This window comes from Bacillus cereus group sp. BfR-BA-01383 (assembly GCF_022663495.1).
Classification (GTDB): Bacteria; Bacillota; Bacilli; order Bacillales; family Bacillaceae_G; genus Bacillus_A; species Bacillus_A cereus_AU.
The window spans coordinates 31,102-49,256 of the sequence record NZ_JAKUFP010000013.1 but is presented as its reverse complement, the minus strand read 5'-3'; the positions used below and the strand labels follow the sequence as shown (position 1 = coordinate 49,256).

Here is an 18,155-nt window from a genome sequence, read left to right as displayed (position 1 = left end):
TACTATGTCGATGGTGTGAATAAGTTATTTATAAGATCTGTGAAACTCTTTGCCATCAGTATAATATACTCTTCTCTTAATTCATTATCTTCTTCAAAATAATCTAAATCACAGAAATACACATAACCTACATCTTCTCCCATGATTGACAAACATATTAGACTATCAGCTGGATCAATTCCTATCGGAACTAAATGATTTGGAACTACCTTTCCTCTATTATATAAAGAGTACATCTTTTCAAGATTATTTTCTGTTTCCTCAAAAAGCGGAAAAAATAGCATAATTGATGAAGTAATGTTAGCCCCCTTACTATTACAAATAGTAAATCTTCTACGATCCGTCTTTCCACCGTTGTTTAGTAACAAAAAGTCTTTATAATCCTCTGGAAGTACAATATTATATTTCATTTCAAACTCTTTAATATTTTGTTTATTTATAGATTCAAAGACATATTCAAATTTAATATCCATATGTTTCCTCCTTTAATATTTTATCTTCCTAATTTAGAAACCCCCGATATCATTTTAAAGTCCTTCAATTTAGTTAATTGAAGATTATTTCATTAACTCTTTAAAAACTTTAAATACTCTCCATCTTCTGTACTAAAACATCTACCTCTAGATTTCTTATTAGCTATCTCTAAATACTCTCTAGCTTTAGAGAAATCCCCTACCTCATAAGCCACCTTACCAGCCCAGAGTTCTCGTTCGCCTGTATCGCCTCTTTCAGGATCTGCGACAAATATTTTATCAACCCATTTTTTCATCCGTTCAACATCATTTAATAAAATTGAGATATCTAAAATACCCCATATTATTAAAAAACTTTCATCATAAATTACTTTATCACTTGGAAGTTCTCCCCATGCTTGCTCCAATAAAAAAACAGATTCTTCTAAATTATACTTATCAAACTCCTCATTACTCTTATCCATTAACTTTTGTATATAGGTACCTTTTTCACCTGTTACATAAGCCATTACTATCTACCTCCTAGATTTCCAATGTAAAAAAGCATCTTTTGTCGTTTAACAAGAAATGCTTTTCTTTACTTTAAAAAATATTTTAATACATTTAGTCAGGTGTAATGAGTATGCCTGGCCATTACATTAAATTTCTAATCTTCATAAATTATCGACCCCATATACTTAAGGTTCCTACCATCCAGTTTTGCTTCTTCAACAAGTTCTTCATATTCAAAATCATATAACCTAATGACAATATTGTATTGTTCTTCTAAATTTTCACCATAAAATTCTTCAAGTTCACTTATCATTGATTCAGAATACGAAGCATTCTTTAGTAATTCAGATAAAGAAGATGTGACATGCTCATTATATGTACATTCTAATAAGTCTTGGTGATACTCAGTGAAATCTATTTGAAAATCATTCATAAAACGCGAAGGAATCCTGTTCCCCTCATTATCATATTTTATTTCTACATACTTTCTTAACACAACTTTGCTACTACAATTTCCAAACCAAAGAGAAACAGCTCCTGGACTTTCCATATTAATCCTCCTTTCCAAATTTTTCAATCCCTACTGGTAATCAACCGGTCCCACTCTTTAACCTATAATGCACTCAGCTTCTTAAATTCCTTTTAAATGTTTCATTTCTTTACCAGTTAAATTATCAACAAATCTTATTTTTCCATTTTCAGAAACTAATTGTAAATCACTACCTATTGGTAACTCGTATATTCCCAGAATGGCCGGTTCAATATTTGCTACAGTATTAAAATCACACACTACTAAATTTTCAGGATTATTAATGTAATCATCATCAATTTCCGAAAAAAATCTCCAACCATTATCTACTACATCTATTGATTTCTCTCTCAATATCCATTTTAATTTTCCTGTTTCATTAATTATATTTTTGGAAATAATACAGGCCCCAGCTTTTTTAATAAATTCAATAGGTGCTTTTTGATTCATATTTTCCCCTCTCTTCAATATCCTGTATTATTATCCAATCAATCCCGTCTTCCAAATCATCTTCAATTTCTTCTAACAGCATAACCCCTTCTTGTTCAATACCAGCATCATATCCATAAACTTCAAAATATCTTTTCTTATATTTTGTATACCAATAATATTTACTGTACAATATGGTAGGTTTACCTTCTTTTTCTGCAAAATCTATTACATTATTAGAAAACAGATTATAATAATTTAGAAACCTCTTTAGTGTTGTATCACTAATATCATTTCTAACAACTAATTTATCTTTTTCTATTTCAATCATTTTTTCCAATTCTATTTCACTCATTACTCTCATAATACTACCCCTTTCTATTCTAGATAATATTTCACTTCTATTATCATGGAGTATGTACTTTTTAACAGCCTATTCTTGTTCTTTCCACTTTAAAAATAAATTCTTTTTCATTTACTTGCCTTATGTGAACTCTTTAATTTCTAACCTTAATTTTCTATACCTTTCAATACAAGTTCACCCTCAAATTATAGATTTTCTACTAACATTAAAAGGGTCCATATTACTTTCCTCTAACAACTCTTCAAATTTTTCCGTACCGTATTTCACAAAATATTCATATTCCGACTGGGAAATATAGAATCCTAACAGAATTTTGCCACCTTGCTCTCCACTTCCAGCACGTACATCACCATATTCTTCTGGAAAAGCAAATGGTGATGTAAAGTAAACTGCACTTTTATTGTATTTTTGAACAAATGAGTCATCAATACTTTCAATACCACTAATTGCTGTTCCACGTTCTCTGTATTCCTTTACTTTCCTCCATTGATTCTACAGAAAGAATAACGTATTTTTTATTTTGAGGGTATTACTTTTTGCTATCAAACTAACTTTTTTATTAAGGCTTTGTTAAAGAACAATGTTGATAGTATGCTATATTAATAACATAAGTTTTCATTAAAATACTTCATACACTCTTTAACATTCTCATGTACACCCATATTTTGATTAATAAATATTACAAATAGTTCTATTCTCTCCTCTATAATGCACTCGATAGCCTGTGGCACATATTTTTGATTTTCCATTTGATAGGCAAGACTACATAATACACACACTATATTCGTTAATAAAGCCCACATATACGATTCTTCCTCGGTTATACCTTTCAAACAACCAAATTCTACTATATCGTATCCATCCTGTGAATCAACAGTTTCGTATATATCATCAGCAGTAATTTCATTATTTGTTATCCATTCTTTACATATACCAATTACCCGTTGTCCTTCTTTATAAAAATCTTTATTCTTTACAATATCCTCATAGGTATTTAAAAGACTTTCTGCATTAATTAATAACGTATCATATTGCTCTACTAAATTCATATTGTTATTCCTCCTCTCTCTATGTATGATGTATTTAATAATAAGATTTCAGGTAGGTTTTAAATATCAACATTTACCCTTAACAGAGCCTTTATTAAAGATTGAATCCATAAAAAAGGAAACCCTCACTAACTTTCTCTGCTCCTTCTGTTGTAATCCCTTCACTCTCTATTAACACTTTTTTCTCCCATGCGCCTTCATGCTCCCAATTGATTACAATTGGATTTTCTTCATGATTTTTATAGTCAAAACAGATCAAATTTCCTGAAGGATCAATTGCAAAAGGAATAACCTGATTAGGAATCGTTCCTTTATAATTTTCATAAACCTTTAATATATTCTCTATGCGTTTTTCATCATAAGAAAGTAACGAGCCAAATCCCCTCTCTACTTCATTTACATCAAAAGCTTCTGGTTCCGCACTTGTACCATTATTTTCAAGTACACATTCAATATAATCTTGTGGAAAATGAACACCCATTTTTCGGGCTACCCCTAGCACATAATGCCGACTAACAAGTTTTTCTTGGTTATCCCATTCTATATGACTCATCTAAGTGGTTCATACCAATTGCACTTTATCTGGAATTTGGTGTTATTTCTATTCTACAAATGAATGTTACAACCTTCATGAGTTATTAATTCAATTTAAATATATCTATTAATTTTGATTTTTTAAAGGTTATTATTTTTCACTTCCTCAAACCACTCATCAGCAAAATCATCAGCCGTTTTCACTTCATCATTTGTATGGATTAAATCATACTCATATTCAGCTTTAAACTTCCCACTCTGGGCATCGTATATTAATTTCAGCTCAGTTGGCATAACTTTTCCGTATTCTTTGCATAATATTTCAATTTCTTCGATATCTTCACTTATAATTTGTAGAACCTGAAACATTCGTTCTGGAGATACATCATATCTTTCTTCTCCATTTTCCAATGCATCATTAACCTTGTGAAACTCTACATATTCATTATTAATTAAATAAAAGACACTACTAGAAATCATATCTTCTTCACATGAAGCGTAAACATATACTTTATCGGCTCTATTTTCAACATATTCCATACATATGGATACCATATCAGCTTGCAATTCATTAAATCTATCTTCGAATTCTTTCATACTACATTACACTCCTTTTATAAATTTTTAACTTTGCATTATCTTGCTTACCATCTATAGTGTAAGTAACTATAAATTTGTATAGACTCATATCATTCCCAAAGTATATTACATCAACCTTAACTGTTATTTCTTTTGGTAGTTGATGCCTTTGATTCAATAATCGTTAACTTTGGCGGCGGCCCTTTCGATAGGAACGCTGCATCTATACCGTTTCTCCCCACTTGAAACAGATCGGAAACATCTTTACCTAAATCACTGTCTCTAGCTACGATTTTTGTCACTTCTTCTCCAAAATCACTTTTATCATGAGAGAAATATTTAGAATTATCGATTTTTCTTTCCTACTCCTTTGCAACCTCCAAGTCATAATGATTACTAATAACATCTTTCGTATCCAACTTGTTGGCCAATTTATTTTTTCTCACGTGAATCTTTTAACTTCTTTGTCATTTCCCTCTATTTTTAATCTATTTATTTCTTTATCTAACTCTTTAATTTCTTTTGAGATATTGTCTGAAATGTTACTGCCAGAACTACCCTTACCCTTAACCCCACCACTCTCCAAATTCGAGATCCTACCATGAATACTCGCCTTTGGGGCATCATGGGCTTCTTTGAATTTCCCACTATAGTTCGTTCCAGATCTAACGACACTTCCATCTGGCAGTATTTCTACACCTTTAACGAATGGGGATACGGTGTCCACATCTTTTGCTAATATATTTTCAATTATATAATATTCACGAATTATTTTATTTCATTAATCAATCCGTATATACAATCTATATTTTATTTGTTTATCAAGTCTTAAGATATCTATGAAAAAAGCACTTTTTGCCATAAATGACAATTAAGTGCTTTAAGCTCATATATTTTTAAGTAGCATAAATTTGTAAGTTTTAAAGTTATAATATGACACCTTTTATGTTTCGAGATAGGTATTATATTATAACTTATGCACTTGTACACATTCGTAAATTCCATGTCCATACCCATTATAAAATATAATCTCACCTAATCTTGTATGTCTGATTTTAACCTGTCGAAATATTGGTGTATACAATAATATATGATGGTAAACCATCATGGACTCCCGGCGTTAGCTCACCAATTTATTCATTTTTAAATGTTTCTTTTATCATAGTTAATTTATTTTCTCGCGTACCTTAATCCCCTTTAACTAAATAGTTTTTATTCTTATCTTCCCAGTATCTATACTCATAGAGTACTTGTTCATCAAATCGCTGTAAATAACCTTCCCAGTTATTCGGAATATATTCTTCAAAAGATATTGATTCCGGGTAATTAGAATAAAAAATTGAACGATCAAAATCTATCAAAAAACATGGATTATAATCATAATAGGTTTCTTCTCTATTAGTTCTTAGTTCCCTTAAAAATTCCAACCTAATATCTTCTGTATATTTTCCGTATTTTTCTATTCTTTCTAAAAGTTTAGCTATTGTAGTCTCATTTAAAATACTAATTCCTTTTCTTTCTTCTGGATATTCACTAGGAGAGTACCCAGCTTGATTATAATCTAAATACCATAAATCGGGTTCAGTTATATACCAATTGAACTTATTTTTATATTTTATACCTACTATAATATTTTCTGCATATAAGGGCTTAATCATTTAATTAGTTCTCCTCTCTTACTTAAATGGTACAACCATCATAAGCTTCCTATTCTTATATAATTAGCTGATGTAATTCCTCTTTAATAAATATCACTCAACATCTGCATTTTTCAGTCCTTCTATTACGTTATTTATTCGTCTCGATAAGTCTTTTATTTCTTCTAATGTTAGTTCGTCTTCTGCTTCTTTTGGGTTAAACATGCTTAAACTCTTTGTTATACCTTCAATATACCCAACGAAAACTTTATCATAAGTGATTAAAATCTCTCCTATAGCAACATCTACAATAATATCCTCTGTTTTACCTAAGTTATTGAAATCGTCTACTATTCTTGCTATTGCATGTCTATGTTCTCTATTTAGAGATAAAAATTCTTTATATACATCTTGAATTGCTTCAAACAACTCGTTGTATGTCCAGTCTTCCATAAAAATGCTCTCCAGTACTTAATAAATTGATTTTAGTTTTTCTCCGTTATTATGTATTACCTCTAATTCAATGTTTTTATATTTTTTCAAACTCTGCTATTACTTGGCTACAACTATCGTATGTATCTAGTTCTGTAAATAACTTAATTCTTCCTGGCGCCTCAGTATTATTTCCAAGCTGATAAGCAACATCATTTAATATTTAAATGTTTTAGAATCACTTACGGTACTGCCTTTAATTGGCAATCAAGTGCTTTAATTTCATATGTTTTATAAGTAACATTAATCCGTCACTATTCTTTTTTATCTTTTAACGCTCTTTTTCTTGCTGCCTGTTGGTATGCATTTCTATTTTTCATACTTAAATTTCAATTGCTGAATGAGGTTTTCTAAGCTATTAGTTATTTGTTTATACTCATTTAATTCAAAATCCTCAACTAAAATTTCACCTGTATTGTTGTCTAGCACTATTAACATGCCATTTGATTCAAAACCAATTGGGATAAATTTAAAAATATCCTCTTTAGATTCTGCATAGTCTTTGACAAGTGAAATAAAATAATTTGGTTCAATCCCCGGAATAACAGGGTGCAAATTAATATTATAAGAAGAAATCCATCCCGTTAATTCTAAAAACCAATACGAATTGAAATACTGCTTCACCGAATCATGTAACTGAACGTTATATTGACTTTCAATTTCATCAAAGGAAAATTCCACTCCCTTCTCTATTGGTTTCCAAGAAATATATCCATATTCATCTTCTTCACCCGAATATATAAATCCACCTACATCTTCATTCCATGCTATTTGCGGTAAGGAATTGTTGTACTCCATCCATTTATCTATAAATTTTTCAAAATAGTCTTTCATAACCTCTTTCATATTAGAAATCACTCCTTAATAAGTTTCTGTAGTAACTCTGAATAAATTTTATCTTTCCACATATTCCTGCTTCTTTTTCCATATTATGAATTCTACCGAAGCCTGGTTGTAGTTTTTGAGGTACTGGAAATACTTGTCCACCTCCACCAATATGATGATGAACTAATTTGTCCCCCCTAACACCTTTAACATCATATTGAGAGAAATATTCCCTAAACACCTTATCATTAACAGAACTATCAGTAAACGGATTCCTACCTTCTATTATTGCTCTATTATTCGGGCTGAACGCTTCTGGATGTCGGTCAAGGAGTTCACTCCAAAAATACTTTAAATCACGTCTCCATCCTTCGCATTAGTGTACTTTTCGCCTTTCCCAACAAAAGGCATCTCAACGACTGTACGTTGAGATGCAATATAAACTAGATCTATATTTTGAAGTTCTACACCACGATATGTTCTAATAGGATTATCAATACCACCCGTACCCTTAACACCACCACTCTCCAAATTCGAGATCCTACTCTGAATACTCGCCTTCGAGGCATCATGGGCTTCTTTTGCTTTTCCGCTGAAGTTTGTTCCGGATCTAACGACACTTCCATCTGGCGATATTTCTACCCCTTTAACGAATGGGGATACGGAGGACACACCTTTTGCTAATATATTTTCAATTATATAATACTAGAAATTTCTGTTAGCCCTAATTCATAAAAATAATTTTTATACATTCAAAGCATACCTATCTATAAAAAAAGCACTTGTTGCCTTTCGTAGACAATCAAGTGCTTGAAACTCATACATTTTTAAGTAGTATTAAATTTATAAGTTTTTTAGTAACAGTTCGACAGCCTTTATATGTTGTGACAAATACTAGGCAAAACTTACAAGTTTATATAAATGCATCCTACTTGTAGTTATTGCTTAATAAATATAGAATTCACTGTTTTATTCTCCTATTAACTTCTTTCTCATTTTATGTGTTTCTAAATCTGCTAATCTAACAGGAATAGGTAAACGACTCTCATTATTAATACCGTTCATAACAATTTCAGTACTTGTATCTAAATCAATCCAGTTCCCACAAGAAACAAAAATAGGTTTAACATTTTTTGTCGTTCTTAAAGTTCGACCATAGAATTCATTATTTATTACAATATCGGTGTAAGAGCCTATTTGATTCCCTGGCATAATAAAATCTACATCTCGAATTTTAAGATAACTTTTTGCTACACCAATGGTTGGTTTATATGGAGGAAGGTTACAATCTCATCACGGTTTACAAGGGAAATGGGCGGAAGCAAATTTAAGTCAATATGGATATGATCCAAAACTTGCACCAACAGTGACGGTTGAAACAAGAAAGGAGTTACCACATACTATTATTACTAATGCGCAGAACTTGAGACGTGATGAACGTGTAGCCTTAGGAAATGGAAAATGGAGCTCTTCTTTACAAGAGGAATTAAAGAATATAGTTTCTGATTTTGAAAAAGCGGGATTTTCTAAAGAAACTATTAGAGGAACTTTAGAACAACAATATAGAATGCTTGATAAATTAAAAGTAAAATATGAAAGGATTGAGTATTAATGAGTATACTTGAGAACTTAAATGCAGTTTTCACTTTAGAAACACAAGAACCTCCAGCAACTAAAGAAACGATTCAAGAATTAAAAGGTTTTTCATCAATAGATGTTCCTTCAGATTATCTAGAGATAATTCAACATTGTACAGATGCAGAGATTAATGTAAATAATGAAATATATATCCGTATTTGGAGTCCAGCGGGTTGTATAGAGATAAATGAAGCTCATAATATCCAAAAATATATACCTAACTCACTTGCAATTGGTGATGATGAAGGTGGGAAAGTGCTATTATATGCAAATGGAAAAGAAGGATTTGGATTGTATATGGTAGATTTTGAAGATTTACATATCGAAGAAGCAATTAAAATATCACCTTCTTTGAAACTGTTATTAATAGATGGCGTAGGTGTTGAAAAGTTATTGTTATAATTTTAGGGACATATAAAAACCACTGTATTCTGAAAAGGTATGGAAGAGACCGTGTGAGCTACGACAAGTTTTCAATTTTACTACCTACTAAATTAATCGCATGTTGCGCTCGCTCTCTAAGAAAACTATCAACCTGCTTCAAACGAGATCCGCCTTCTTCCACCCCAACTTTGGAAGCACTTTTAATTGTAGTAGTACTATTACCTGATTTTAAACCTGTTGTGACATTTCCAAATGCATGCAATCCTTTAAATCCTTTAGCTACAGGTGCTACATCTACGCCCCCCAACACATCGCTTAACCAACGTTCATTTGTGTCAAGTTTCTGTTGTGTCAACAATCTTTTCCCATTACTGCACCGGAAACTTCCATTACACCAACACTCGCTGTAAAGGCAAATAATGCTGCACCAGCTAGTGGAAAGAACACTGTAGACCCAGCTAACAATAGCGTCGTGCCCAGTATCCCCTCATCACGCCAAACTTCCTTATGTTCATGTTGATCTTTGATTGAGTCATAGTTAAATGCACAGCTATCTAATCTTCTCTTTTGATAGGTCTCATAGGACATGTTACTTTCCCGATTCTCTTTCTTATACGCCTCAAATTGAAATTATAATCTAATAACCTTTGGCTTGCACTCCTTAATAGCATAAATATAAAAAATGACTTTGGATTAATATCCCAAAGTCATTTTTAGTTCATATTCTCAAATTTTTTTATTAAACTGGCCATTTTATAGAGTACAATTCATAATAAACTTAAGTATTTTTTTTAACTAATGCCCATATACCATATTTATTATAAAATACATGATCTTCTGGAAAATGCCTACACTCAGCATACCTTAAAATAAAATTCGGACTGTTCTCATCTATACTAAACGTAGAACCATTTTCTAATTTAGGCTGCTCAATAAGATTGTATAAGCAAAAAATCCGCATCAAATCTTGAGCATATTGTGTTGTTACTTGATTTTTAAAAGCAATAACATCTGGTAATCCAAAACAATGCATTCCACATGTGTAGTAAAAATCTGTTTCTTCTACTACTGTTACAAAAGCCTGAAATAAATCTACTGTATCATTTGTATTATATATATTAGCCCACTCTTCAATTGTATTTGCAGTACCTGATGATTCAACTTTAACACCAAGTCCACCAGCCTTTAAAAGTACATTCGCAACTTCAAGTATCTTTACTACTTTATCAATAGATCCGCCTTCTCCAACTAAATATACAGTTAAGAAATGGTTTTTAATACAATCAAGTTGCTCTTCTGTAAATTTACCATTCCCTGCAATCTCGAAAGCTTCCGCCAAATGTTCATCATACCCATAAATCTCGGCTTCAAAAAATCCTATTGGTTCACCAAGCTTACCAATACTATTTCCTGCAAAAATATATCCTTCACTTTGTCTTGCCACTGATTCAACAATTTCACTTCTGTTTTTCCATAACCCTGGTATACATAAAATTATTTTTGAACTTTCCATAGTAACCTTTCCTCATCATTAGTTATTTTCTATCAACTTCTTTTAGCTCGCTAAGAATTTCATTAGCAACGGCCTCGAATCTTTTAGGATCGTCAGAAATAATTTCATTAAGCAAATTGATTACTGTTAGTTTTATATCATTATTCATTCCTACAAGAATTTTAGCATACTCACTTCTATATAAATCATTATTTAAAATTCTTATGTTTAGTAGCATTGCCCACTCTTTTGCACTCTCAAGCATTTTTGGTAAAGCTTTAGGCATCTCTGTTAGATATTTTTCCATTTCAAAATCTTCAATAAAATGAACTAGACCAAACATAACTTCTTCCTCTTGTGTTTCATCCTCAAATACTATACACAACTCTTTAATAAGCTTCTCATCATCACAATCTGCTAAGTTTTCTAATACACTGTCAAACTCTTCACATTCCGATTGATTTTTTAAAAATCTACAACTATATAATCTCTTGATCTCAGATTTGCTGTCCATATAAACTTCTCCTTTTAAAAGAATTAGTCAACTACTCCCACTGAGATAAAACGTTTCAGTGGGGGCTTGAGTTTGAATGCTAGGTCTTTTCGTCTATCACTAGACTTTTTCTTTCAATAGTCCAACTAAAGCTAGTTAATTTGGATATTTTACATATTTACTAGCTAATAATGCAATTCTATTTTTCAGAAAGTTCATTAACAAATTCTGTGAAACTAGAAGCTATTTTTCTAATAAATTTTGGTTCTAATTCTCCTTCATCATCTATATGGTATGTATGACAGTGATAAACACTACCTATATCGCTACCATGGATTGATATGCATATAATGTTATCAGCCGGGTCTTTCCCTATCGGAATAAATTTAGAGGGTAATTTATTCCCCTCGATATAATAATTTAAAGAATTTTGCAGATTATTTTCTGTTTCCTCTGATAGTGGAAAGAACATCATAATTGATGACGTAACCACATCATCTTTCGTACTAAATCTCCTTCTATTAGATTTACCACCATTATCCTTTAATAAAAAACTCTTATAATCATCTGGTAATTTTAATCCATTATTTTTTTCAAAGCTCTCTATATCTTCTATTTTAATTTGTTTGAAAGTATATTCAAAACTAAGATTCATAATTCATTAACCTCCAACTGATTCATTTTCACTAAAATTCAACGAATTTAGTTTGTACGAGTTCATTAGTTTCATATACATTCCATGTGTTTATATTCATCGCCCAGTAAAATGTCATCTCGCCTATGCTCGCACTTCTGTTTCTATTCTATCATTGCACATTGTACTCCATGATAGTACAACCATCATGAAGTACGTATTTTCAAACACCCTATTATTTTTCCTGTCTACTTCACATATACTTTGTTTTTTATTCATGTATGTAGTTATAATACTTACAAAATCATCATTATGTTTTTTATATTAAGACCGCTCTTCTTCATACTTTTTCATTCTTGCCATCAGTTCTTTGTCTATTTCATCTGTTAGTTCTCTATTTAAATATTTATACTCAAAATATTCAATTCTATCTGAAGGTCCAAATTCTGAATCATTCCAGTTAACATAACTAAACCGAACTGTTAATTCCCCTTCACCATTCACAATCATTGTAACTGAAAACCACGCCTCTTGTTGATTATCAATAAATACTTGTTGTAATTGAACTGTCAAATCAAATAATTCGTGCAGAAATTGATTATAAATTCTTCTATCAACATTATACATTCTAGGTATATAGTGTGAATATTTATATTCTTGTTTTTCATCTACAGTTGTATAGAAAAAATAAACTCCTCCTTCCCTATCTTTCACCTCACCATTGAAGTAAAACTCTTCCCATTCAACAGGTATCATATCGTTTATCTTTTCAGCAATTTTACGATAAATTTTATTTAATTCATTTTCAAATGACATATTATTAACCTCCTGCCTTATTTAAAATTTCACGTATAACTGGTTTCTTCCCTTGAATTTGATATTCTACCATGAACGAATTTGGTCTCTATATACTGGTTCAATCTTTACTGACACTTTTTTAGGAGGCTTTCCACCTAGTGCATTAGCCCACTCTTGCTCCATATTATACCACTCTCCACCAGAGCGATTAATTTGTCTATTTTGAGCAATCAAATTATCAATATCTCCAGAACCATGGAATTGAGTTCCTATCAAGTGCCCACCATCATCAGGTAACCTATCTTCGCGTCCTGCTGCCACTTGCATTCCTTTTCTTCGTTTTCCTTTTTGAAGTATTAATTCTCCTGCCTCAACATCTACTATTCTACCAAGCTCATCTGTTGTATATTTATAACCATCCTCAGTAATCTAACGCTCGTTTGGTGCAAGTTCTTTCCTTCCATTTTTCCCTTTAATAATTTGCTTCCCAAGGTCCCCCTCATGTATTTCCGTTATCTTAGGAGGATTACCCGTACCCTTATTTAAAACCGAAAGCGATAATTGGGTTACCAATTATCGCTTACTAAGTCAAACCATTTGATGTACTATAAAGTAACAATTATTTTATTATCTATGATAGTTCTAAAATTGGTGTAATTTCTCATCATGTTATTACCATATGCACTAACTGCTTCATTACCACACACCATACTTTCATAGTTATCTTTAAATTCTTTTTTTATTGACTCTTCCAAACTGTCATAGTATCTTTTGATAGCTTCCTCTGCCAATTCACGCGACCCGTGCGTTAATATAAAATTAATATCTACCATATAACCCTTTTGAGGATAAAAACCCCTTTCAACAACCTCTTTTACAAAGTTGTTCAAATCATTCGCGCACCTTTCTACAATTGGCATAAATACACTATTTAACCAATTAGTGAATTCGTTAACTGTCCGCTCCCACTCTTCCTCATTTGCTATGTTCCAATATAACTGACCGCTTGGTACATTGCACTGACGTGTATTAATATGAAATATTTTATCTTTAGATTTTAAAGGAAGAATTGCGCATTCACCATAAAATACTACATTTTTATCAGATATATTATTCCAACTTGTATAAAAGAGTACCTTATAAATGAAATTTTTATCTTTTTTACTCATCCAATGACCAGACTTAGAATATTTCCAGCCATTATCTAAATACTTTTCAGATATTAGATTACATACGCGCTCAAATGCTTTATTTGCTTTCATATTACATCTCCAATTCAAACTACCTAAGATTCATATATTTTAAACTCAATCCTCAAATCTTGAGTATTCTTCCTAAAAACCTCCAATAATTTATTACAATTTTCAGTTGGTTTATATTTAAATCTTAAATCGAATATAAAGCCATCTACTAACTTAGCATCCGGATAAACACTATAGATTTGCCCACTTTCAATAAAAGATACATAGGCATTAATTTTATCTTGTAACAATGTTAAGTGCTGAAGTTCATTTTCCCAATCTAAATGATCTGCAATCATTAATGCTAACTTATTTTCACCCATACTCTTGCCAATTCCATCTATTTTATTTTTGTCTAATATCGACACTTGTCTCTCACCTCATTTATTCATCAAAATAAGTTGCCCCTTCAGGACGAACAATTTGCGGTCGTGTTCCACTAGGCACTTCGTATCCCCCTGAAAAATCTCCCTTTCCTTCACCTACGACCACTCCACCAGAATTCTTCAATTCAGGGAATCCCTTTTCTTGATTAGTAGTATATGGAGCAGTAGCGGAACTTTTATATTCTTGTATAATAACATTCCCATATTCATCAGATGCAATTGCATCAACTCTTACCTTAGTCCCTTCATGCGTAACAATGGTTATTTCTCGTTGAGCGTTTTCATACTGCTGTGAAAATAGATTAAAACTTTCATCAGAAAATTCTTGCCCCTGCTCTTTAAGTGATGCCCATTTTTCACTTGATTCTTTCCACTCCAGTGGCTCTTTAGGCGCTTCACTATTCTTATATTTCCTTTCACAATATACATCATACTTAGATTGCAACTCAGCATCTTTAACTCTACCGGTATTATCAAGTAAATCAGAATTCCCTTTTCCAACTTCACCCGTACCCTTACTAGCAAGAGAAGCCTCTACACCCTTAATCTTATCATCTATAATCTTATTACTTTCTGTATGATGCTTATTCACCCAGCTTTGTTTAGACGTTATTAAACCTTAGTCGTCACTTTCAAAACTTTTCGATTTGGCTGTCATATCATCTATGCTTTTTGCTGTTTTTTTCCAAGCTTATCCCCTTATGAATTCTGGATTTCTCTATACTTAGCAAATTTGCAATAGCATAGGTAGTAGTTTGTTGAACCTCTCTGTTAAATAACCGTTCTATTCTAAAATAAAAAGGGGTATCTCATAAGCAAGTGAAACCCGCCACTTATAAGATAGCCCTTTAATTTTAACGCTCTATTAATCATGTAATTTACTTAAGAACTCTGTGAACGTATTAGCAACAAAAAATACATTTTCTCTTGCGATTTTCTCTGCTTCTTCTGCCGTAATCCCTTCACTTTCCATCAGCGCTTCCTTTTCCCATGCATCTTCATGTTCCCAAAAAACAACAATTGGATTTTCTTCATGATTTTTATAATCAAAGCAAATTAAATTTCCTGCTGGATCAATTCCAAAAGGAATTACATCTCTAGGTAAGGTAGCACGGTAGTTATTATAATCTCTTACAATATAATCACTACTCTCCTCATCAAAAGAAAGTAATGCACCAAAAACTCTTTCTATTCCTTCAACATCAAAACAATATGGTATTACATTAGCCCCATGATTTACCTTTGCACACTCGATATAATCTTTTGGAAACTCAACTCCCAGTGATTGACCTATTTTCTCCACAAATTCTTCCGTAACCGAATCATCCGCATACTTCCATTCTAAATTCTTCATCTAATTCCGCCTCCCCATAATCTATTTCCACCTAAATGATTCACACTATGAACTTCTTTTATTACTAATTGCATTTTCCCCGGTATTTGATGATGATGCCATATTAATCCATCTATTCTAGGCAAACCATCATTTATTTGAGCTAACTGCTTTTTAGTGAATAATTCTTTTGAGATTTCGCCTTTCTCAATTGCTTCTTTTACCAATTTAGTACATTCCCTAAATTGATCTGTATCTTTCATAACATAGAAATCTTTCTCTAACTTTAAAGAAAACTTAACATCATCCCCTTTAAATATTGGGAATCCTAAAATATCAAAATCTACTCCTTTTTTCACATGTGTTCCTCCTGCTAAAGGCTTATTTAATATATTATTTTTCGTTTTAGTATTCAAATATGTTTCTGTTAGTCCCACGACTTCTTTAAACTCTTCAACACTATCATACCCAAATTCTTTGATAGTAGTATCATCTACTTGTTTTAAGAAATCTTCAACACTATCATATCCCTTAGGCACAATTGATCTATTAATCAAATTTCCGTCTTTATCGTAATTATTTTTAATTACTTCGTCAATTTCAGATCTATGAACAGGATTACCCGTACCCTTAGCAAGTTGATAAGCGTCGTCCTTAGCTGCCGTACTTGCCTTTGAAAACTTTCCAGCTACTTCTCCAACAGTTGAAGATTCTATATAAGGAAGCCTCATTCCTATTCCAGTATCCACCATCCTAACTGCTACTGGAATAGGAGTATTTTTCATCGCATCTAGTGCATTCTTTAAAGTCTTATTTTCCTTAAGCGATTGTACCACATTATTTCTACGCTAAAATGCAAAAAAGCACTTGTTGCCATAATTGACAATCAAGTGCTTTAAGTTCATCTGTTTTTAAGTAGCGTAAATTTGTAAGTTTTGTAGTAACAGTATGACACCCTTTACATGTCATGACAACTACTACGTTAAAACTTACGAGTTTGTACGAGTTCGTTAGTTTAATATACATTCCATGTGTTTATATTCATCGCCATGTAAAATGTCATCTCACCTAAGCTCGTACTTCGTTTTCTATTCTATCATTGCACACAGTACTCCATGATGGTACAACCATCATGGAGTATCTATTTTCAAACACCCTATTATTTTTTCTATCCACTTCACATAAAATTTATTTTTCATTCATCAATATATTTTTTAATCGTGTAATTTACTTAAAAAATCAGTAAATGTATCTGCAATGTAAAATACATTTTCTCTTGCGATTTTCTCTGCTTCTTCTGCCGTAATCCCTTCACTTTCCATCAGCGCTTCCTTTTCCCATGCATCTTCATGTTCCCAAAAAACAACAATTGGATTTTCTTCATGATTTTTATAATCAAAGCAAATTAAATTTCCTGCTGGGTCAAATGCAAATGGAATTAATTCTTTAGGTAATGTATCACTAAAATCATTATATACTTCAACTATATATTCGTCACTATTTTCATCAAAAGATAATAAAGTCCCAAAAACTCTTTCATGATTATTCACATTAAATATTTCTGGTTCCACATTAGCACCATTATTCACAGCTACACATTTTATATAATCGTTTGGAAATTTAACACCTATTTCATTACCAATTTCCCCTACAAAATCTTCACTTACAGTTGCATCAGCAAATTGCCACTCTACTTTTCTCATCTAATTCCATCTCCCCATAATTTATTTCCACCTAAGTGATTTACTTTATGTACTTTTGAAATAACTAATTGCATCTTGCCAGGGACTTGATGGTGATGCCAAGTTAATCCTTTTATTCTTGCCTTACCAGCATTTATTTGAGCTAATTGATCTGGAGAAAACAATTCTTTTGGAATCTTGCCTGAATCAATCGCTTCTTTTAATTTCCTTGTACATTCCTTAAACTGTGCCTCATCTGGACTAATATGTAAATTCTTATCTAGTCTCATTGTAAATTTAACATCGTCCCCTTTAAATATTGGGAATCCTAAAATATCAAAATCTACTCCTTTTTTCACATGTGTTCCTCCTGCTAAAGGCTTATTTAATATATTATTTTTCGTTTTAGTATTCAAATATGTTTCTGTTAGTCCCACGACTTCTTTAAACTCTTCAACACTATCATACCCAAATTCTTTGATAGTAGTATCATCTACTTGTTTTAAGAAATCTTCAACACTATCATATCCCTTAGGCACAATTGATCTATTAATCAAATTTCCGTCTTTATCGTAATTATTTTTAATTACTTCGTCAATTTCAGATCTATGAACAGGATTACCCGTACCCTATGTTGTAATCTTAAACCCTCACAATAAAAAAGCAAACCA

At 31.7% G+C, this 18,155-nt stretch carries 27 protein-coding genes and 5 pseudogenes; 2 read left to right on the top strand and 30 right to left on the bottom strand.

Going from position 1 to position 18,155, the window contains the following annotated elements:
• Nucleotides 1–2 precede the first annotated feature (2 nt).
• The 16 genes and pseudogenes from MR065_RS14335 to MR065_RS14260 all read right to left on the bottom strand — a co-directional run.
• On the bottom strand, nucleotides 3–473 hold the full coding sequence (locus MR065_RS14335) for an SMI1/KNR4 family protein (protein WP_242214118.1): 471 nt from the start codon (nucleotides 471–473) through the stop codon (nucleotides 3–5).
• A gap of 92 nt (nucleotides 474–565) precedes the next feature.
• Nucleotides 566–982, bottom strand: a complete 417-nt coding sequence (locus MR065_RS14330; protein ID WP_242214117.1) for a hypothetical protein — start codon at nucleotides 980–982, stop codon at nucleotides 566–568.
• Between the two features lie 137 nt (nucleotides 983–1,119).
• Complete coding sequence (locus tag MR065_RS14325) at nucleotides 1,120–1,515, bottom strand: immunity 22 family protein (protein ID WP_242214116.1); 396 nt, start codon at nucleotides 1,513–1,515, stop codon at nucleotides 1,120–1,122.
• Between the two features lie 81 nt (nucleotides 1,516–1,596).
• On the bottom strand, nucleotides 1,597–1,944 hold the full coding sequence (locus MR065_RS14320; RefSeq protein WP_242214115.1) for a DUF2185 domain-containing protein: 348 nt from the start codon (nucleotides 1,942–1,944) through the stop codon (nucleotides 1,597–1,599).
• Nucleotides 1,922–2,287 (bottom strand): hypothetical protein, encoded by a 366-nt coding sequence (locus MR065_RS14315; protein ID WP_242214114.1) that lies wholly within the window; start codon nucleotides 2,285–2,287, stop codon nucleotides 1,922–1,924. Before MR065_RS14315 ends, MR065_RS14320 begins: the two co-directional genes overlap by 23 nt.
• Before the next feature lie 599 nt (nucleotides 2,288–2,886).
• Nucleotides 2,887–3,336: an Imm6 family immunity protein gene (locus MR065_RS14310; RefSeq protein ID WP_242214113.1), complete on the bottom strand. Its 450-nt coding sequence runs from the start codon at nucleotides 3,334–3,336 to the stop codon at nucleotides 2,887–2,889.
• A gap of 94 nt (nucleotides 3,337–3,430) precedes the next feature.
• A complete protein-coding gene (locus MR065_RS14305; protein ID WP_396022374.1) occupies nucleotides 3,431–3,889 on the bottom strand; it encodes an SMI1/KNR4 family protein in 459 nt (152 codons plus the stop codon).
• A 122-nt stretch (nucleotides 3,890–4,011) separates the two neighbouring features.
• Nucleotides 4,012–4,467, bottom strand: coding sequence for an immunity protein YezG family protein (locus MR065_RS14300; protein WP_242214111.1), 456 nt, complete (start codon nucleotides 4,465–4,467; stop codon nucleotides 4,012–4,014).
• Between the two features lie 119 nt (nucleotides 4,468–4,586).
• Nucleotides 4,587–4,751 carry a hypothetical protein gene (locus tag MR065_RS14295; protein ID WP_242214110.1) on the bottom strand — a complete coding sequence of 55 codons (165 nt, stop codon included), beginning with the start codon at nucleotides 4,749–4,751 and terminating at the stop codon, nucleotides 4,587–4,589.
• A 248-nt stretch (nucleotides 4,752–4,999) separates the two neighbouring features.
• Nucleotides 5,000–5,176: pseudogene (locus tag MR065_RS14290) on the bottom strand (hypothetical protein); the annotation flags it as partial.
• 460 nt (nucleotides 5,177–5,636) lie between these two features.
• Complete coding sequence (locus MR065_RS14285) at nucleotides 5,637–6,107, bottom strand: hypothetical protein (RefSeq protein WP_242214109.1); 471 nt, start codon at nucleotides 6,105–6,107, stop codon at nucleotides 5,637–5,639.
• Between the two features lie 93 nt (nucleotides 6,108–6,200).
• Nucleotides 6,201–6,539, bottom strand: a complete 339-nt coding sequence (locus tag MR065_RS14280; protein ID WP_242214108.1) for an Imm3 family immunity protein — start codon at nucleotides 6,537–6,539, stop codon at nucleotides 6,201–6,203.
• A 76-nt stretch (nucleotides 6,540–6,615) separates the two neighbouring features.
• A complete protein-coding gene (locus MR065_RS27470; protein WP_313895162.1) occupies nucleotides 6,616–6,687 on the bottom strand; it encodes a hypothetical protein in 72 nt (23 codons plus the stop codon).
• A gap of 200 nt (nucleotides 6,688–6,887) precedes the next feature.
• Nucleotides 6,888–7,424, bottom strand: a complete 537-nt coding sequence (locus tag MR065_RS14270; RefSeq protein WP_242214107.1) for a SecY-interacting protein Syd — start codon at nucleotides 7,422–7,424, stop codon at nucleotides 6,888–6,890.
• Nucleotides 7,425–7,432: 8 nt separating this feature from the next.
• Nucleotides 7,433–8,075 (bottom strand): annotated as a pseudogene (locus tag MR065_RS14265) (hypothetical protein).
• A gap of 297 nt (nucleotides 8,076–8,372) precedes the next feature.
• Nucleotides 8,373–8,672, bottom strand: a pseudogene (locus MR065_RS14260) (endonuclease V); the annotation flags it as partial.
• Here MR065_RS14260 and MR065_RS14255 point away from each other — a divergent pair.
• Together MR065_RS14255 and MR065_RS14250 are read left to right on the top strand one after the other, a co-directional pair.
• The gene (locus MR065_RS14255; protein ID WP_242214106.1) at nucleotides 8,662–9,015 is read left to right on the top strand and encodes a hypothetical protein; all 354 of its coding nucleotides are present in this window, start codon (nucleotides 8,662–8,664) and stop codon (nucleotides 9,013–9,015) included. The pseudogene MR065_RS14260 and the gene MR065_RS14255 sit on opposite strands and share 11 nt — an antisense overlap.
• Nucleotides 9,015–9,443: an SMI1/KNR4 family protein gene (locus tag MR065_RS14250; RefSeq protein WP_242214105.1), complete on the top strand. Its 429-nt coding sequence runs from the start codon at nucleotides 9,015–9,017 to the stop codon at nucleotides 9,441–9,443. The genes MR065_RS14255 and MR065_RS14250 overlap by 1 nt, the downstream gene beginning before the upstream one ends.
• A 58-nt stretch (nucleotides 9,444–9,501) precedes the next feature.
• Here MR065_RS14250 and MR065_RS14245 read toward each other — a convergent pair whose 3' ends face one another.
• The 14 genes and pseudogenes from MR065_RS14245 to MR065_RS14180 form a co-directional block, all read right to left on the bottom strand.
• On the bottom strand, nucleotides 9,502–9,780 hold the full coding sequence (locus MR065_RS14245; protein ID WP_242214104.1) for a hypothetical protein: 279 nt from the start codon (nucleotides 9,778–9,780) through the stop codon (nucleotides 9,502–9,504).
• On the bottom strand, nucleotides 9,777–10,013 hold the full coding sequence (locus MR065_RS14240) for a hypothetical protein (RefSeq protein ID WP_242214103.1): 237 nt from the start codon (nucleotides 10,011–10,013) through the stop codon (nucleotides 9,777–9,779). The genes MR065_RS14245 and MR065_RS14240 overlap by 4 nt, the downstream gene beginning before the upstream one ends.
• 190 nt (nucleotides 10,014–10,203) lie before the next feature.
• Nucleotides 10,204–10,938 carry a DUF4261 domain-containing protein gene (locus tag MR065_RS14235; protein ID WP_242214102.1) on the bottom strand — a complete coding sequence of 245 codons (735 nt, stop codon included), beginning with the start codon at nucleotides 10,936–10,938 and terminating at the stop codon, nucleotides 10,204–10,206.
• A 22-nt stretch (nucleotides 10,939–10,960) separates the two neighbouring features.
• Nucleotides 10,961–11,431 carry an Imm30 family immunity protein gene (locus MR065_RS14230; RefSeq protein ID WP_242214101.1) on the bottom strand — a complete coding sequence of 157 codons (471 nt, stop codon included), beginning with the start codon at nucleotides 11,429–11,431 and terminating at the stop codon, nucleotides 10,961–10,963.
• Between the two features lie 178 nt (nucleotides 11,432–11,609).
• Nucleotides 11,610–12,065, bottom strand: a complete 456-nt coding sequence (locus tag MR065_RS14225) for an SMI1/KNR4 family protein (RefSeq protein ID WP_242214100.1) — start codon at nucleotides 12,063–12,065, stop codon at nucleotides 11,610–11,612.
• Between the two features lie 303 nt (nucleotides 12,066–12,368).
• The gene (locus MR065_RS14220) at nucleotides 12,369–12,860 is read right to left on the bottom strand and encodes an immunity protein YezG family protein (protein ID WP_242214099.1); all 492 of its coding nucleotides are present in this window, start codon (nucleotides 12,858–12,860) and stop codon (nucleotides 12,369–12,371) included.
• A 4-nt stretch (nucleotides 12,861–12,864) separates the two neighbouring features.
• Nucleotides 12,865–13,415: pseudogene (locus tag MR065_RS14215) on the bottom strand (DNA/RNA non-specific endonuclease).
• 32 nt (nucleotides 13,416–13,447) lie between these two features.
• The gene (locus MR065_RS14210) at nucleotides 13,448–14,104 is read right to left on the bottom strand and encodes a hypothetical protein (protein WP_242214098.1); all 657 of its coding nucleotides are present in this window, start codon (nucleotides 14,102–14,104) and stop codon (nucleotides 13,448–13,450) included.
• A gap of 23 nt (nucleotides 14,105–14,127) precedes the next feature.
• Nucleotides 14,128–14,451, bottom strand: coding sequence for a DUF6572 domain-containing protein (locus MR065_RS14205; protein WP_000025256.1), 324 nt, complete (start codon nucleotides 14,449–14,451; stop codon nucleotides 14,128–14,130).
• 16 nt (nucleotides 14,452–14,467) lie between these two features.
• Nucleotides 14,468–15,016 (bottom strand): toxin, encoded by a 549-nt coding sequence (locus tag MR065_RS14200; RefSeq protein ID WP_313895161.1) that lies wholly within the window; start codon nucleotides 15,014–15,016, stop codon nucleotides 14,468–14,470.
• A gap of 318 nt (nucleotides 15,017–15,334) precedes the next feature.
• Complete coding sequence (locus MR065_RS14195) at nucleotides 15,335–15,823, bottom strand: SMI1/KNR4 family protein (RefSeq protein WP_000792753.1); 489 nt, start codon at nucleotides 15,821–15,823, stop codon at nucleotides 15,335–15,337.
• Nucleotides 15,820–16,641 (bottom strand): annotated as a pseudogene (locus MR065_RS14190) (HNH endonuclease); the annotation flags it as partial. The gene MR065_RS14195 and the pseudogene MR065_RS14190, both read right to left, overlap by 4 nt.
• A gap of 375 nt (nucleotides 16,642–17,016) precedes the next feature.
• Nucleotides 17,017–17,505: an SMI1/KNR4 family protein gene (locus MR065_RS14185; RefSeq protein ID WP_001233226.1), complete on the bottom strand. Its 489-nt coding sequence runs from the start codon at nucleotides 17,503–17,505 to the stop codon at nucleotides 17,017–17,019.
• Nucleotides 17,502–18,041, bottom strand: coding sequence for an HNH endonuclease (locus MR065_RS14180; RefSeq protein ID WP_242214095.1), 540 nt, complete (start codon nucleotides 18,039–18,041; stop codon nucleotides 17,502–17,504). The genes MR065_RS14185 and MR065_RS14180 overlap by 4 nt, the downstream gene beginning before the upstream one ends.
• Between the last annotated feature and the right edge of the window lie 114 nt (nucleotides 18,042–18,155).